Consider the following 15,060-nt stretch of genomic DNA (forward strand, 5'->3'; position numbering starts at 1 on the left):
ACTCTCCCATGAATACGTAGGCCGCCCGAGCAGTGCCCGGGCGGCCGCGGGGTAACGTGGCTTGCCTAAAAGTCGTAGCGCAGCGTGGAGGAGATGCTGCGCGGCTCGCCGTACACGCCGTAGCCGCCTACGTGGCTGTAGTACTTCTCGTCGAAGAGGTTTTTCAGGTTGACCTGCAGGCTAAGGTCCGAGGTGAACTGGTAGCGCCCGAACAGGTTGGTCAGGGTGTAGCTTCCCTGCTCGAACTCGCTGGGCAGGCCCACCGGGGTGGTCAGGCCGTTGGCGACCAGGCTGCTTTGCCAGTTCACGCCTCCGCCCAGGGTCAGCTCCCGGTGTTGGGGAACGCTGTAGCTTGCGAAAAGGTTGAAGAGAGAGCGCGGCTGGTCGATGTTGAGGACGTCTTCGTCGTCCTTGGCGGTGAAGTGGGAGTAGCCTAGGGTCATGTCCAGGTCCTCGGTGACCGCGCCGCTAAGCTCTACTTCGAAGCCTTCGCTGACCACGCCGTCCACACCGGTGTAGAAGGTTTCGGTTTGGCCCGGCGCCATGGGCAGGGCCGCGGCGACGTTGTCCTGCTCGATGCGAAATATCGAGGCCGAGCCGTTCAGCAAACCGTTGAACCAGGCGGCCTTGAGGCCGGTTTCGTAACTTTTGCCCACTACCGGGTCCAGGTAGGTGCTGGCGGGGTCGCGGAAATCCTGGGGCTCGAAGATTTCGGTGTAGCTTGCAAACGCGGAGTAGGTGTCGTTGAAGTCATACACCAGGCCGCCGTAGGGGGTGACTTCGTAGGTGCTTTGGCTGTCATCGCTGCGCGCGGTTTGGGTCATGCCGCTCCATTCGGTGTAGCGCGCCCCGGCAATCAGGGTGAGCGGGTCGGCCAGTGAAAAGCGCGCGGCGGTGTAAACGGCTTTTTGCCGCGTGCTGGCCGCCTCGGACGCCTCGAAGGGCGCCCAGCCTTCATTGGGCGCCGCCCCGTTGTAGTGGTTGAAATCATCGGCCTCGAAACCGTCGATGAAGGTGTTCTCGTAGTCGTTGGTTTGCTCGCTGTAGTTAGCGCCGACGACCAGCTCATGCTCGCGGCCCAGCAAGGTGAAGGGCCCGCTTGCCTGGGCATCGACGGAGTCGACTTCGCGCTGGCCGCGGTTCCAGCCGGTATAGAAGGACACGCCGCTGCCATCCAGCCGGTCGGGCAGGGTGCCTTCCACGTAGGGGTAGGCCAGTTTGCCGTCCATGTCGGTCTCTTCATGGGTGCCCACCACGCGCACCTGCCAGTCGTTGGCGAAGCGGTGGCTTAGCTCGGCGAAGACTTTCTCCGACTCGAAGTCGTAGTAGGACCAGTCCGGCGCTACGCTGAACGAACGCGAGTAGTCGGTGGGGGTGCCATCGCTGTACCAAAGCGGCAGCCCGCCCCAGGTGGGCGAAGAGGTGTGGCTGTCCTGATAATCGAAGCCCAGCGAAAGTGTCGTGTTGTCGGTGACGTCGGCGTCGACCACCCCGTAGCCGAAGGTGCGGCGCTTGTCCTGGCGGTCCAGGTGCGCGCCGCCCTCTTCATAGCCGCCGATAAAACGGGCGCGCACGTCGCCCGAGGCGCTCAGCGGCGTGGTGAGATCCACGGTGCTACCGCGCTTGTCCCAACTGCCCAGCGTACCGGAAACCGAGCCTTCGAATTCACGGCTATCGGCGCGTTTGCGTACGAAGTTGACCGATGCCCCCGGGTTGCCCGAGCCGGTCACCAGCCCGTTGGCGCCGCGAATGACTTCGACGCGGTCGTAAATCGCCGTATTGAGCCGGCCCTCGCCGAAATACCAGCGGCTGTCCCGGTTGAGGGTCGGGATCCCGTCATACTGGTAGCTGTTGATCCGAAAACCGCGGGAGTGAAAGCCGACGCGTTCGCTGTCGATAGGGCGCGCGGCGATACCGGTGGTATTGGCCAGCACGTCTTCGATGGAATCGAGGTTTTGGTCGCGAATGCGCTGCTCGGTCACGATGCTGATCGCCTGGGGCAGCTCTTTTTGGCTAAGCGTCAGGCCCGTGCCGGCGGTGGTGCTTCTACGCGTGTAGCCAACGTTTTCGTAGAGGTTGGTGCCCGTCACCGTCAAGGTTTCGAGTGCCTGAACGTCGTTATCGGTTTGCGCCATGGCGCTACCGGCGCCTAGCAGGCTTACGCAGGTTAGCGCCGAAACCGCCGTGTGGACGGCAAAAGGTGCGGTTTTCATAGGATCCCTTGAGCGAGCGTTATATGCCTTATAAAAAGGCGTTATATCTATGGCTACGCTGGATCATATAAAAACGATTGTCTTATGTAAATGCATATGAGAACTCTTTGTATTTGCTTTCCTGCAATGCTTTTGGCGGCGGTTCTCTCATCACTGCTGATAAAGCGTTTGAATGATTTGGCAGTGGGCGGTGTCGCCGCCGCGGCACTGGCCGATCACCTGGCGAAGCTCGCCTGCCAGGGACTCGAGCGCCTTGATGCGCTCTTCCAACTGCGCCAGGTGGCGGCTGGCGATGGCATCCACCGCGGCGCAGTCGTTATTTGGCTGGTCGGAAAGCGCCAGCAATTCTTGAATGGTAGAAAGGTCGAGGCCCAAGTGGCGGCCGTGGCGAATAAAGTTGATACGCTCGAGGGAGGCCTGGCTGTAAAGCCGGTAGCCCTGCTCGCCTCGGGCAGGCGGCGTGATGAGCCCGCGCTTTTCGTAATGGCGGATACTCTCCGGTGAGCAGCCGGTCTTTTTGGCGATTTCGCCGATACGGTAGGACGGTTTCATTGGCTTGACCCTGTAATGGTTACAGGGTTTATCCTGGTGCATATCTACTCGGTCCACCAGCGGGAGACGACGATGGAGATGATGACGAGTTTGCTAAGCGTTGCACTAAGCGCGGCGCCTTGGCTTTTGCTGGGGCTGTTCGTGGCCGGGCTGGTCAAGGCCTGGCTTTCCGAGCGCGTGCTGATGCGCTGGCTGGGCGGTTCGGGCCTTGGCAGCATTCTGCGTGCTTCGATCATCGGCATGCCGCTACCGCTTTGCTCCTGCGGCGCCATTCCCACGGCGATGGCGCTTCACCGCGGTGGAGCCGGGCGCGGGCCCACCACGTCGTTTTTGATCAGCACCCCCGGCGTCGGCGTGGATTCGATTTTTCTCACCAGCGCGCTACTGGGGCCTTTAATGGCGCTTTTACGCGTGCTGGGGGCGCTAGTCACTGCGATCGTGACAGGCATTCTGGTCAGCCTGACCGGTGAGCGGGCCGCACCCGCCGCGCCGGTTTCGAGCTGCTGCGCCTCGGGTGGGTGTGGCTCGGCGCCTAAAGAAGCCAACCCGCCGGGTGGCTTACGAGCCGGGCTTCGCTACGCGTTCAGCGATTTGCTGGATGACTTCAGTGTCTGGATATTTGCCGGGTTTCTGCTGGCCGGCGTGCTCATGACTTGGGTCTCGCCCGAGGCGCTCGCCCGGTTTTCCGGCGGGCCCCTGGCGCTGGGTTTGATGGCGATTATCGGTATTCCGCTTTACGTATGTGCGGCGGCGGCCACGCCTATCGCGGCCGGGCTTTTAATGGCCGGCATCACGCCGGGCATGGCGCTGGTCTTCTTGCTGGCCGGCCCGATTACCAGCCTGGCAACGCTCGGCGTTTTCCGCCGTGAGCTGGGTAGCCAGGCGTTGGCGGTCTACCTGGCGGCCATTTTGGTGGTTACGGTGCTGATTGGTTGGGGCGTGGATATTGTGCTGGCGCGGACCGGGTTCGACCCGGTTAGCCAAGCGGGGCAGGTTCAGGAACTTTTGCCCTCGGGGCTCGAGTGGGCGGCGCTGCTGGTGCTGGCGTTTTTCGCGCTGCGTCCGCTTCGCCGGCGAGCGCTGGGGTTCTAAACCTGCCCCGTGATCGAGGTGGCCTCAATCGTCGTTGCGTGACTCGACCGGGGCCGGGGTGATGTCGATGGGCTCGCGCTCGCTCAGGCGGCGCTGGTCCAGCGTCTCGTGGGCGATGCGGTAGCAGTCCTCGATATGTTTGTTGCCCATGTACTTCATGGCGGTATAGCTGATACTGCCCGCCACGGCGCTGCCGATGAACGGGACGAACTTCGAGACGCCCTTGGTGGCCACCTTGAAGCCCATCTTCTGCAGCAAATTGATGACCAGGGTACGGGTGATGTACTTGCCGGCCATCTGGCTGCCCGCGTTTGAAATCGCGGTCATCATCATTACCTTGGATTCGGTATCGAGTTCGTCGATCTGCTCGGGGGTCAGGCCGAACTGCTCGTTGATTTGGGGAATCAGGCGCAGCAGAATCGCCACGTCGGAGCCGATATCAAGCCCCGGAATGGGAATCACGGCGGCCCCGGCGGAAAGGGTCGAACTGCGCTTCACCTTCTTTTGGCAGACCCGTTTAATGGCCTCGAGCTCTTCGATTGTTTCGATCATGGCAGGTTTCTCCTTGAGTCTGCATTGCAAGCACGCGCATCGCGGCTTTCCTTGCCGCTCGTCACCCTTGGCTTAAACGCTCGGATTAACGTTTGGGCTGCAGGATTAAGCCCTTGCACGAACGCATCATTCAACGTCCGGGAATAAGAGCGTAGTCAATATGGGCAGGCCTTACACCATAATACGCGCCAGCGACGCCGTTATGTGACGCTGCATGGCGTAGCGGGCGCCTGCCTCCTCCCGCCCCCGAATGGCCGAAACGATGGCATCGTGCTCTTCGGTTACTTGCTGCGAATGAAGGATTCGGTCGCTTTCGGATCTTTTTTGATTGAACGTGGCGCCAAAAATGACGTTGGTTTGCAGAGCGAGCAGCGAGCTTAGCAGGAATTTGTTACCCGACGCCTGGGCGACCTGCAGGTGAAAGTCGAAATCCTCCTGGGTGCCTTGTTTGCCTTTACGAAAAAGCGCGCGAAGCGCCTGGGCTTTCTCGTCTATACGCGCGATATCGCCCACACGCTGGTGGCGGGCGGCAAGCGCCGCCGACTCGGTCTCGATCAGCAGGCGAAAATCGAACAGTGCCTCCAGGTCGCTGCGGTTGTCCACGAAGTTTGGGGCATCCAGCGCCGTGGTCGGCCGGGCCGCCACGAATAGCCCCGCTCCTTGGCGCGAGGCGATCAGCCCTTCGGCTTTCAGGCGGGCTGTGACCTCTCTTACCGCGCTTCGGCTAAGCGCGTAACGAACCGAGAGTTCGGCTTCCGTGGGTAGCTTTGATCCGCGTAAATATTGCCCCCGCAATATCCAGTGATGCATGTCGTCGTATAAGTCTTTGGTCTTTTCGACCTTGGTCTTTGTTGTCATGTATTCAGACCCATTGAATGCTTTTTTATTAAATAAAAACAGTAGTTTGATGTTGTTTTATGGCTTTAATAATAAACAAATTGCGCGGAGTTACTATTCCAAGTGTACTGCATGTGTTGGTTACCGTTTCTAATAAGGAGATAACAATGCGTGCACGTCGCCAGCTCACCACACTTCTTCTTGCGCTTTCTTTCGGGGTTAGCGCCCAGGCCAATGATTTCGTTTTCGGGCATATCTATGAAGCCAGCCACAGCCATCATAAATGGGCGCAGTGGGCGGCCGAGGAGATCGAAAAGCGCAGCGATGGCCGCCACACGGTCGAGGTATTCCCTTCGTCGCAGTTGGGCAATGAGGTAGAGCTCAACGAAGGCCTCGACCTGGGCGTGGTCGATATCATCTACACCGGCAACGCCTTTGCCGGTAATGCTTACCCGCCTATTGCGCTGGGCAGCGCACCCTTCGTTTTCAGAGATTTCGATCATTGGCTGGCGTACTCGCATAGTGATCTCTTTCAGGAACTCGCCCAGGGGTACGAAGAAGCGACCGGGCACGTGCCGCTGGGGCTTATTTACTTTGGCCAGCGCCACGTCACCGCCAATAAACCGGTACTGACCCCGCAGGACATGCAGGGGATGAAAATACGCGTACCCGATGCGCCGCTGCTGCTCATGTTTCCCCGGGCCGTGGGTGCTAACCCAACGCCCATTGCCTTTGCGGAGGTGTATTTAGCGCTTCAACAGGGCGTGGTCGACGGGCAGGAAAACCCGCTACCGATCATCGAGGCGATGAAGTTCAACGAGGTGCAGTCGGATATCTCCCTGACCGGCCATATTTTCGATAGCCAGCCGATCATCATCAGCGGCGACGCCTGGTCACAGCTTTCCGAACAGGATCAGACGATCTTCCGGGATGTCTTCCGGGAAGCGGGGGAGCAGGGCAGTCTGGATATTCAGCAGCAGGAACAAGAGCTGGTCTCCTGGTTCGAGGACAACGGGACGAACGTGCACGAAGTAGACCGCGCACCCTTTGCCGAGCGCGTGCGCCCTTCGCTCACCGCCAGTGACGTAGGCTGGAGCGCCGAGCAGTTGCAAACGCTCGAGGCGATCGAGTAATGAGTCGCCCGAAAGACCGCGCTTGTGAGCCAGTGGCCGAGCCAGGCGCCCCCGCGTCTTCGCTCGACCCCATGCCCGTCGCGCCTGCTCAGAAGTGGGTGTTCGAGGACCATGTCGCACTGGGGGTGTTGATGTTGCTGGGCGGGGTGGTCTTTGCGCAGTTCCTGTCGCGCTACGTTTTCAATCACTCGATCGGGTGGACCGAAGAGGGCGCGCGTATGCTGCTGGTCCTGCTGGTGTTCATCGGCGCCGCGGGGGCGGCCTCCCGGCGGGGGCATATTTATGTGGAAATCCTCGAGCTCGTACTGCCCGTTCGGGCGCGGCGATGGCTAAGCGGGTTCAATCACCTGCTTAGCGCCGCTTTCTTTGCTTACGTGGCCTGGCTTGCCTGGCAGGTGGGGCAGCGGGTCTGGCACTCCAGTATGAGCACCCTGCCCATCTCGAAAGGCTGGATCTACACCATCGTGGCCGCCGCCATGCTGATGATGGCGTACCGGCTAGCGCGACAGGGCATTACCTGCTGGCGCGGGGAGAAACAGCCATGATCCTTCTACTCTTTGCTGGCCTGGCAACGCTTTTGTTGATGGGCGCACCGGTGGCGGTGGCGCTGGCCGGGTCGTCGCTTTTGTATCTGCTGGCCGCGGACCGCATCCCGGACATCATCCTGATTCAGCGCATGGTCGGCGGGGTGGATAGCTTCCCGCTGCTGGCCGTGCCGTTTTTCATTCTGGCCGGCAACCTGATGAACGTGTGCGGTGTGACCGAGCGGATCTTTCGCTTCGCCGATTCGATGGTGGGCTGGGCCCGGGGCGGTCTTGGCCACGTCAATGTGGGCGCATCGGTGATTTTTGCCGGTATGTCCGGCGCGGCGATTGCCGATGCCGGCGGGCTCGGGGGCGTCGAGATCAAGGCGATGCGCGATAAAGGCTACGACGTGGATTTCGCCGTGGGCATCACCGGCGCTTCCTCGACGGTGGGGCCGATCATTCCGCCTTCGCTGCCGCTGGTGGTGTATGGCGTGGTGGCCGGGGCGTCGATCGGCCAGCTGTTCGTGGCCGGTATCGTGCCGGGGCTTTTGATCGCGGCGCTATTGATGCTCATGGTCGCGGTGATCTCGCATCGGCGCGGCTACCCGGTGGGGGAGCGCTTCTCGGTGAAGCGGCTAATCGCGAGCTTTCTCCACGCGTCGCTTTCGCTGCTGATTCCGGTGATCATCGTCGGGGGCATCGTGCTGGGCATCTTTACGCCCACGGAAAGCGCGATTGCCGCGGTGGCCTACGTGCTGGTACTCGCCACGCTCGTCTACCGCAGCGCCGGCTGGCGCCAGATCATTACGGTCTTTCGTGAAACCATCGAAATGACCTCGGTGGTGCTGTTGATCGTGGCGGCGTCCTCGATCTTTGCCTGGATACTTACCCGTGAAGGCGTACCCACCGCGTTTGCCGGGGCCGTCATGGCGGTAGCCGACAACCCGATCCTCATTCTCATCCTGATCAATTTGATCCTGCTGGTGGTGGGCTGCTTCATGGAGACCGTGGCGGCGATCACCATCTTGACGCCGGTATTGCTGCCTTTGGCCGTGCAGGCCGGGGTCGACCCGGTACAGTTCGGCATCATCATGGTGCTCAATTTGATGATCGGGCTTTTGACCCCGCCGGTGGGGCTGGTGCTGTTCATTCTGGCGCGGGTGGCGGACATTTCGTTTCCCCGCGCCGTTCGCGCCACCTTACCGTTCATTGCCGCGCTTTTGGTATCGCTGCTGCTGATCACCTTCATTCCGGCGCTGACCCTTTGGCTGCCCAGTCTCATCTAGTTTCGGAGTCATCTGCATGAACCAACCTCAACACAACGCCTCGATCGCTCAGGATGCGCGGATCGAGGCCATCGACATGGTGCCTATCGCAAGCTTTCTACCGGCGAACGGTGGCTACGGCAGCGCCCGGGAAATCGGTCATGCCCGTATGGCCACGCTGGTGTTCGTGCGTTTTTCCGCCGGTATCCTGGGGATCGGCGAATGCTATGGGCCGCCCAAAACCACGCTTGCCTACCTGGATATTCTCCGCGAGGCTTACGTCGGCCAAAGCGCCTTCGACCACCGGGTCATCTGGCGGCGCATGACCAACGTGCTTTACCACGTACGCGCGCAAAGCCAGCTGGCCGCTGCCGTCAGCGGGCTGGATATCGCGCTTCACGATGGCCTGGGCAAGCTTTTGGGCCTGCCGGTTTACCGGCTGCTGGGCGGCGAAGAGCAGGCGGCGGTACAGGTCTACGCCTCGGGAGGCTACTTTCACGAACCCGCGGCGCTGCCCCTTGAAGCTCAGCTCGAGCGTGTGGCGGGGCAGTTTGACGGCTACAAGATCAAAATCGGCCACGGCATCAAAAGCGATCTCGAGCGGATGCAGAGCGCGCGGCGGATTCTTGGCGACGACGTGGCCATCATGGCCGATATCAACGGCGCCTACACGGCGGATATTGCGCTTGAGTCGATCGAGGCATTGGCGCCGCTGCGCCCTTACTGGATCGAGGAGCCGGTCGCACCGGAGGACCTGCCCGGGTTTCGGCGCCTGGCCTTGCGCCGTCACGGGCGCATTGCCGCCGGGGAGGCCTCGGTCAACGCGGTCGAATTCCGCGAGCTGGCCGCCACCGGCGGGGTCGACGTGCTGATGCCGGATCTCAACCTGTGCGGTGGGTATGTCGAGGCGCTGCGCATTGCGGATATGGCGCAGCTAAACGGTTTGAGAATTTCCCCCCACGTATGGGGCAGTGCGGTAGGCATCATGGCGGCAGCGCACTTTGCCGCCGCGCTGGCGCCGCATCCGCATCCGGAGCGCACGCATACGCCGACCTGGGTCGAGTTCGATGTCTCGGCCAATAACCCACTGCGTGAAGCGCTGCTGACAACGCCGTTAAGCCTGGATCACGGTCAGCTGGCGCTGCCCACCGCACCCGGGCTTGGCATCGCGATCGATGAAGACCGGCTCAAGGCGCTGAAGCTCGATATCTAAAGGGGAAGGGAAAGCAGAGGGGGAAACAGAGGGGAAAGGCAGGGATGCCCGGCGAGCATGGCTCGCCGGGCAAAGGGCTTATGACTCGGACGTGTCCGCGTCGGGATCTTGCTCGTCGGGTGCCTGGGCGTCCGCTTCCGGGGCGTCTTGTAGCGTTTGCTCCGAGGCGTCTTCGTCTTCCTCAGTAACCGACGGCTCGTCAGCGCTCTGTTCCGAGGCGGTCACTGGCGGGTTGTCCGGCGTAATCCGCCATACCACGTTGGTCAGGTCATCGGCGACGATGACCGCGCCATCCGGGGCCACGGTAACGCCGACAGGGCGACCAAGAGCGTTGCCGTCTTCGGTCAAAAAGCCGCTGGCGAAATCGACCGGGTCACCGGCGGGGCTGCCGTTCTCGAAGGGGATGAACACCACCTTGTAGCCGACCGGGTCGGTGCGGTTCCAGCTGCCGTGTTCGCCAACGAACACGCCGTCGGCGTAGTCATCGCCTACCTCGGGAATCGAGAAGGCGACCCCCAAGGGGGCGACGTGGGAGCTCAGGCTGTAGTCCGGGGCGATAGCGGCGTCGACCAAATCCTGCCTTTGCGGCTGCACGCGCGGGTCGACGTGCTGGCCCCAGTAGCTGTAGGGCCAGCCGTAAAAGCCGCCTTCCTGCACCGAGGTGAGGTAGTCCGGCACGAGATCCGGGCCCAGCTCGTCACGCTCGTTGACCACGGCCCAGAGCTGGTCGGTCTCCGGTTGAATGGCGAAGTCGGTGGGGTTTCGCAGGCCCGTGGCGTAGGGGCGGTGCGCCCCGGTCTCGGCGTCGATCTCCCACACCTCGGCCCGGTTGACCTCGGCGTCCATCCCGCGCTCGGTGATGTTGCTGTTCGAGCCGATGCCCACGTAGAGGTACTCGCCGTCGGCGCTGGCGACCATCGCCTTGGTCCAGTGGTGGTTGATCTCGGCGGGCAGTTGGGCAATCACTTCCGGGGCGCCCTCGGCCTCGAGCTGGCCCTCTTCGTAATCGAAACGTACCAGCGCATCCTGGTTGGCCACGAACAGGCCATCGTCGATAAGGGCGAGCCCGTAAGGCGCGTTGAGGTCTTCGGCAAAGATGGACTGCTCGTAGGTGCCGTCGCCGTTGGGGCGCAAGATCGTCAGGCGGTCGCCGCTTTCGACCGAGGTGTTGCCCTGGTCCTTGATGTAGCCGGCGATGACGTCCTTGGGCTTGAGCTGCGGGGCGTTACCGCCGCTACCTTCCGCCACCAGGATATCCCCGTTAGGCAGCACGATGGTTTGGCGCGGCACCATCAGATCGGTGCCGATGGCGGTAATCGTATAGCCCTCGGGCACGGTGGGCTTGGCATCGCCCCATTCGGCGGGCTCGGGCACGGTCATGTCCGGCAGCAAGCCACGCTCGGGCTCGGGCAGGGTCGGGTTGGGGCCATAGGGCTGTTCGACGTCGGCGGCGTTGACGCCGGTGGCCACTATAAGCGCGGAAAGCGGGGTTAAATATTTGAGACGAAAGACATTCATGAGGCTACTCCAACAGCGCGCGTACGGGTAAAACCCAAAAAAATCGCTACCAGGCTCAGCAGGGTGATTACCACCGATAGCACGAGCCCGGTGGGCATCATCGCCCAGGCATCCCTGGCGTGGACGAGCGCGTTAACCAGGCCCAGCGCCCAGGTCACGACCAAAAGCGCCAGGTAAAGAAAGGAGTGCGTCGTGCGGTGGTCGGCGCGAAACAAGCCGATCAAAGCGGCGAGAATCGCGAAGCCGTTAAATATCAGCCCTCCTGCGATCAGCCAGGAGGCAAAGGTTGCCCACTGAATATGGTAGCTCGACGAGTAGGCGTAGTCGGTGAGCGCCGCCCCCAGAAAAAGCGGTAGCATACCGGCCAGCAGTACGGCGTGAAGCGGGTGGATCCCGCTACGGTAAGTAGGGTGTGCAGGTGCCTGCATGGTGCGCTCCTCCTTGATGAATGACCCGATGCGGTTGCCGCTTGGGAAGACCGCGTTCCAGACGGGCTAATGGTTTGGCGCTCTATGAGCCGCCAGGCTGAGTATAGGAGACGTTTAGCGGGCTTAGAAAGCTTTCCTTGTCGTCACGCTCTTTTAACGAGCCAGCCGGGCCCTGGTAAAAGCGTGCGGCGGCGGCTATTTTTTCGATAATTGACAAAAATGCGTTTTTATGAAAATTCGCAGCCTTCTTTTAGCGCTCACCGAACGGCGTAATCAACTAATGTCTAACATAAAAGAAAATCGTTTATAATCAAATTTATAAGCCAAATTAGCCGGCGTTTTCGGATTTTTGTATTGTTTTTTCCAATGCCCCCGATAGGATGCCAAAAAGAACATGGTATTTTCGGAATTGAAAATACCGCGGCTTCCAAGTGCACCGCGCGGGCAGGGCGGGTGAAGCAATAAACCCAAAAGAAGTAATAAACCCAAAAGTTGGACAACGATGTTTGCAACCATTTTTCTACACGAAATCGCCGGCACGGCCATCCTGACGCTTCTGGGCTGCGGGGTCGTGGCCAATGTGCTGCTCAAGGGCACCAATGGCAGCGGAAGCGATAGCATCGTTATCTTTTTCGGTTGGGGGCTGGCGGTGTTTTGCGCGGTGTACGTGGCCTTCGATACTGGGGCGCATATCAACCCGGCGGTCACGATCGGTTTATTGATGAGCCCGGCCAGCGAGTACGCGCCAGGCATTCCCGTGACCGCGATGACCACCCTGGCCTACCTGATCTCGGAAGTGATCGGCGCCTTTTTGGGCGCGCTCGTGTGCTATTTGGCTTACAAAAAGCATTATGATGCCACCGAACAGGCCCCGGCTATTTTGGCGACGTTCTCCACGGGCCCGGCGATCCCCGCGTTGGGGTGGAACCTGGTCACCGAGATTATCGGTACCTTCGTGCTGATCTTTGTCATTATCATGTTCGGTAACACGCCGTCCGGACTTGGGCCGCTTGCCGTGGCGCTGCTGGTGGTTTCGATTGGTGCCTCGCTTGGGGGCCCCACCGGCTACGCGATCAACCCGGCACGGGATCTGGGCCCGCGCATCGCCCACGCGCTACTTCCCATCAAACACAAGCAGGGCAGCAATTGGGCCTATGCCTGGGTTCCGGTCCTCGGGCCATTGATCGGCGCCTCGCTTGCCGGGCTGGCCGCTCACGTTTACTAATTCGTTTACACTTTACCGTTACTTTCTTACTTAAACGCCAACGCTTGAGAGGCATTTCATGAGCCAGAAAAAATACGTTCTCGCGATCGATCAAGGCACCACCAGCTCTCGGGCAATGCTATTTGATCATGAAGGCCGCGTTGCCAGCATGGCCCAGCACGAGTTCGAGCAGATCTTTACCAAACCCGGCTGGGTCGAGCACTGCCCGCGGGAGATCATGACCAGCGTGCTCACCACGCTGACCGAGGTGATCAACCAAAGCGGCGTGGACGTCACGGAAATCGCGTCCATCGGTATCACCAACCAGCGCGAAACCACCGTGGTGTGGGACAAAAATACCGGCCAGCCGGTGCACAACGCCATCGTTTGGCAGTCGCGCCACTCCGCCGAAATCTGCGACGAGCTTCTCGAGGCCGGCCACGCCGACATGATTCGCGAGAAAACGGGCCTGGTGATCGACGCCTATTTCTCTGCCACCAAGCTCAAGTGGATTTTCGATAACGTAACGGGCGTCAAGGAGAAAGCCGAGAAGGGCGAGCTGCTCTTCGGCACGATCGACTCCTGGCTCGTGTGGAATTTGACTGGCGGCAAGGTGCATGTCACCGACGTCAGCAACGCCTCGCGCACCATGCTGTTCAATATTCGCGATCGCCAGTGGGACCCGGAGCTTCTGGAGCTCTTCGGCGTGCCGGCCTCGATGATGCCGGAAGTAAAATCCTCCAGCGAAGTGTACGGTCAGATTCAACCGAAGTACCTGGTGGGCCAGGAGATCCCCATTGCCGGTATCGCCGGCGACCAGAACGCGGCGCTGTTCGGTCAGGCCTGTTTCGAGCCGGGTATGGCCAAGAACACCTACGGCACCGGTTGCTTTACGCTGATGAACACCGGCACCACCGCCACGCCCTCCAAGAACGGCCTTCTGACTACCGTCGCCTGGGAAGTGGACGGCACCCTGGAGTACGCCCTGGAAGGCAGTGTGTTCGTGGCGGGCTCGGTCATTCAGTGGCTGCGCGATGGTATGCGCATGCTGGGCAAGGCCTCGGATTCGGAAGCCTACGCCACCCGTGCCAAGGATAACGACGGCGTTTATATGGTGCCTGCGTTTACCGGCCTGGGCGCACCGTACTGGAACTCCAACGTGCGCGGCGCCATGTTCGGACTCTCCCGGGGTACCCAAAAAGAGCACTTCATCCGCGCGGCGGTCGAGTCGCTGGCCTATCAAAGCACCGACGTACTCAAAGCCATGCAGGCCGACGCCGGGCTCGACCTGAGCGAGCTGCGCGCCGACGGCGGGGCGATCGGTAACGACTTCCTCGCTCAATTCCAGGCCGACATGCTGGGCGTGGACGTACTGCGCTGCGAGGTGAACGAAACCACTGCGCTGGGCGCTGCGTACCTGGCCGGTTTGGCCGTCGGGTTCTGGGCGTCTCGCGAAGAGATCTCCGAGCAGTGGGCCATCGAGCGCCGCTTTACCCCGGAAATGAAGGCGGAAAAACGCGATGCGCTCTACGCCGGCTGGAAACAGGCGGTCAACGCCACCATGGCGTTTCACGTCGAGTCCTGAGTCGCGGGTTTAAACACGATTTGACCCAAAAAGCCTCTGGTTCGTCCAGAGGCTTTTTCATATCCGCATTCCAAACGGCGAAGGTAGTGTAAGCGGATGTTCGGCGTAGTATTCTGAGAAACGCCCGATAGCCTAACCCGATAGCCTAAAGAGACGACGCATGACAAGAGCCGAGCTTTATCGTCAGTTAGCACCGGAGGCGCGCCCGCAGTTAGGGCTTTCCGGCGTTAACCGGGTGATCTGCCTACTCATTCTACTCGCCTCGCTGACGGCCATTTTGGAAACCGAGTCGACGTTACGCGACCCGGCGTCGCCGCTTTTTACCGCGCTGGAGATGCTGTTTGTCGTGCTATTCACCGTCGAGTATCTGGTGCGGCTTTACGCGGTAGGCGAAAATCCGCGCTATCGCGGCGTGAGGGGGCGGCTTCGCTATATTTTTTCGTTTTGGGCGCTGCTCGATCTTGTGGCTATTTTGCCTTTTTTCATCGGCTTCATGCATCACGACAACGCGTTTTTGCTGCGCCTTCTACGGCTGGTGCGCATGCTACGCTTGGCGCGTTTGGGACGCTTTAGTCAGGCCTGGTCGTCGCTTGCCGAGGCGTTGAAAACGCGTGCCTACGAGCTGTGGCTAAGTGCAGGCGTCGCCGGGCTTTTGCTGCTGTTCTCTTCGTGCTGCCTCTATGTGGTAGAGGCCGATGTGCAGCCAGAGGCTTTTGGGAGCGTTCCTCGGGCGCTTTGGTGGAGCATCGCGACCTTGACCACGGTCGGCTATGGTGACGTAACGCCGGTCACCGCACTGGGCAAATCCTTCGCCGGGCTCACGGCGGTGGCGGGTATCGGGCTTATCGCCATGCCCACGGGCATTCTAGCCGCAGCGTTTAGCGAAGCGTTCAGGAAAAAATAAGCGCTATTTCCCTTTGGCGGGAAGACATCACACTCCA

At 60.8% G+C, this 15,060-nt stretch carries 14 protein-coding genes; 8 read left to right on the top strand and 6 right to left on the bottom strand.

Annotated features, from left to right (window positions below):
- Positions 1–65: 65 nt before the first annotated feature.
- On the bottom strand, positions 66–2,213 hold the full coding sequence (gene fhuE / locus ACWHXT_RS03795; protein ID WP_447928150.1) for a ferric-rhodotorulic acid/ferric-coprogen receptor FhuE: 2,148 nt from the start codon (positions 2,211–2,213) through the stop codon (positions 66–68).
- A gap of 150 nt (positions 2,214–2,363) precedes the next feature.
- Entirely contained in the window at positions 2,364–2,765 is a 402-nt protein-coding gene (locus ACWHXT_RS03800; protein WP_447928151.1) for a MerR family transcriptional regulator, read from the bottom strand.
- 72 nt (positions 2,766–2,837) lie between these two features.
- On the opposite strand from ACWHXT_RS03800, the gene ACWHXT_RS03805 reads away from it, so the two are divergent.
- On the top strand, positions 2,838–3,857 hold the full coding sequence (locus ACWHXT_RS03805) for an SO_0444 family Cu/Zn efflux transporter (protein WP_447957300.1): 1,020 nt from the start codon (positions 2,838–2,840) through the stop codon (positions 3,855–3,857).
- Positions 3,858–3,881: 24 nt separating this feature from the next.
- Here ACWHXT_RS03805 and ACWHXT_RS03810 read toward each other — a convergent pair whose 3' ends face one another.
- Both ACWHXT_RS03810 and ACWHXT_RS03815 read right to left on the bottom strand, forming a co-directional pair.
- A complete protein-coding gene (locus ACWHXT_RS03810) occupies positions 3,882–4,409 on the bottom strand; it encodes a hypothetical protein (RefSeq protein WP_447957301.1) in 528 nt (175 codons plus the stop codon).
- A gap of 171 nt (positions 4,410–4,580) precedes the next feature.
- The gene (locus tag ACWHXT_RS03815) at positions 4,581–5,267 is read right to left on the bottom strand and encodes a FadR/GntR family transcriptional regulator (protein ID WP_447957302.1); all 687 of its coding nucleotides are present in this window, start codon (positions 5,265–5,267) and stop codon (positions 4,581–4,583) included.
- 146 nt (positions 5,268–5,413) lie between these two features.
- Between ACWHXT_RS03815 and ACWHXT_RS03820 the strand changes: the two genes are divergently transcribed.
- From ACWHXT_RS03820 to ACWHXT_RS03835, 4 genes are read left to right on the top strand one after another with little or no spacing between them, the layout of a single operon-like run.
- On the top strand, positions 5,414–6,379 hold the full coding sequence (locus ACWHXT_RS03820; protein WP_447957303.1) for a sialic acid TRAP transporter substrate-binding protein SiaP: 966 nt from the start codon (positions 5,414–5,416) through the stop codon (positions 6,377–6,379).
- A complete protein-coding gene (locus ACWHXT_RS03825) occupies positions 6,379–6,924 on the top strand; it encodes a TRAP transporter small permease (RefSeq protein ID WP_447957304.1) in 546 nt (181 codons plus the stop codon). Before ACWHXT_RS03820 ends, ACWHXT_RS03825 begins: the two co-directional genes overlap by 1 nt.
- On the top strand, positions 6,921–8,192 hold the full coding sequence (locus ACWHXT_RS03830) for a TRAP transporter large permease (RefSeq protein WP_447957305.1): 1,272 nt from the start codon (positions 6,921–6,923) through the stop codon (positions 8,190–8,192). Before ACWHXT_RS03825 ends, ACWHXT_RS03830 begins: the two co-directional genes overlap by 4 nt.
- Before the next feature lie 16 nt (positions 8,193–8,208).
- On the top strand, positions 8,209–9,384 hold the full coding sequence (locus tag ACWHXT_RS03835) for a mandelate racemase/muconate lactonizing enzyme family protein (RefSeq protein ID WP_447957306.1): 1,176 nt from the start codon (positions 8,209–8,211) through the stop codon (positions 9,382–9,384).
- A 78-nt stretch (positions 9,385–9,462) separates the two neighbouring features.
- Here ACWHXT_RS03835 and ACWHXT_RS03840 read toward each other — a convergent pair whose 3' ends face one another.
- The gene (locus tag ACWHXT_RS03840; RefSeq protein ID WP_447957307.1) at positions 9,463–10,902 is read right to left on the bottom strand and encodes a PQQ-dependent sugar dehydrogenase; all 1,440 of its coding nucleotides are present in this window, start codon (positions 10,900–10,902) and stop codon (positions 9,463–9,465) included.
- The gene (locus tag ACWHXT_RS03845) at positions 10,899–11,330 is read right to left on the bottom strand and encodes a DUF2231 domain-containing protein (RefSeq protein ID WP_447957308.1); all 432 of its coding nucleotides are present in this window, start codon (positions 11,328–11,330) and stop codon (positions 10,899–10,901) included. The genes ACWHXT_RS03840 and ACWHXT_RS03845 overlap by 4 nt, the downstream gene beginning before the upstream one ends.
- Positions 11,331–11,832: 502 nt before the next feature.
- On the opposite strand from ACWHXT_RS03845, the gene ACWHXT_RS03850 reads away from it, so the two are divergent.
- The 3 genes from ACWHXT_RS03850 to ACWHXT_RS03860 all read left to right on the top strand — a co-directional run bounded on the left by ACWHXT_RS03850 (position 11,833) and on the right by ACWHXT_RS03860 (position 15,023).
- Entirely contained in the window at positions 11,833–12,555 is a 723-nt protein-coding gene (locus ACWHXT_RS03850) for an MIP/aquaporin family protein (RefSeq protein WP_447957309.1), read from the top strand.
- A gap of 58 nt (positions 12,556–12,613) precedes the next feature.
- Positions 12,614–14,119 carry a glycerol kinase GlpK gene (gene glpK, locus ACWHXT_RS03855; RefSeq protein WP_447957310.1) on the top strand — a complete coding sequence of 502 codons (1,506 nt, stop codon included), beginning with the start codon at positions 12,614–12,616 and terminating at the stop codon, positions 14,117–14,119.
- Between the two features lie 160 nt (positions 14,120–14,279).
- Positions 14,280–15,023 carry an ion transporter gene (locus tag ACWHXT_RS03860; RefSeq protein ID WP_447957311.1) on the top strand — a complete coding sequence of 248 codons (744 nt, stop codon included), beginning with the start codon at positions 14,280–14,282 and terminating at the stop codon, positions 15,021–15,023.
- Positions 15,024–15,060 lie beyond the last annotated feature (37 nt).

This window comes from Vreelandella halophytica, assembly GCF_968193635.1.

Bases quoted from the DNA above. Each gene is read 5' to 3' on its own strand.
- fhuE (WP_447928150.1), bottom strand. From the start codon at position 2,213: ATGAAAACCGCACCTTTTGCCGTCCACACGGCGGTTTCGGCGCTAACC.
- ACWHXT_RS03800 (WP_447928151.1), bottom strand. From the start codon at position 2,765: ATGAAACCGTCCTACCGTATCGGCGAAATCGCCAAAAAGACCGGCTGC.
- ACWHXT_RS03805 (WP_447957300.1), top strand. From the start codon at position 2,838: ATGGAGATGATGACGAGTTTGCTAAGCGTTGCACTAAGCGCGGCGCCT.
- ACWHXT_RS03810 (WP_447957301.1), bottom strand. From the start codon at position 4,409: ATGATCGAAACAATCGAAGAGCTCGAGGCCATTAAACGGGTCTGCCAA.
- ACWHXT_RS03815 (WP_447957302.1), bottom strand. From the start codon at position 5,267: ATGACAACAAAGACCAAGGTCGAAAAGACCAAAGACTTATACGACGAC.
- ACWHXT_RS03820 (WP_447957303.1), top strand. From the start codon at position 5,414: ATGCGTGCACGTCGCCAGCTCACCACACTTCTTCTTGCGCTTTCTTTC.
- ACWHXT_RS03825 (WP_447957304.1), top strand. From the start codon at position 6,379: ATGAGTCGCCCGAAAGACCGCGCTTGTGAGCCAGTGGCCGAGCCAGGC.
- ACWHXT_RS03830 (WP_447957305.1), top strand. From the start codon at position 6,921: ATGATCCTTCTACTCTTTGCTGGCCTGGCAACGCTTTTGTTGATGGGC.
- ACWHXT_RS03835 (WP_447957306.1), top strand. From the start codon at position 8,209: ATGAACCAACCTCAACACAACGCCTCGATCGCTCAGGATGCGCGGATC.
- ACWHXT_RS03840 (WP_447957307.1), bottom strand. From the start codon at position 10,902: ATGAATGTCTTTCGTCTCAAATATTTAACCCCGCTTTCCGCGCTTATA.
- ACWHXT_RS03845 (WP_447957308.1), bottom strand. From the start codon at position 11,330: ATGCAGGCACCTGCACACCCTACTTACCGTAGCGGGATCCACCCGCTT.
- ACWHXT_RS03850 (WP_447957309.1), top strand. From the start codon at position 11,833: ATGTTTGCAACCATTTTTCTACACGAAATCGCCGGCACGGCCATCCTG.
- glpK (WP_447957310.1), top strand. From the start codon at position 12,614: ATGAGCCAGAAAAAATACGTTCTCGCGATCGATCAAGGCACCACCAGC.
- ACWHXT_RS03860 (WP_447957311.1), top strand. From the start codon at position 14,280: ATGACAAGAGCCGAGCTTTATCGTCAGTTAGCACCGGAGGCGCGCCCG.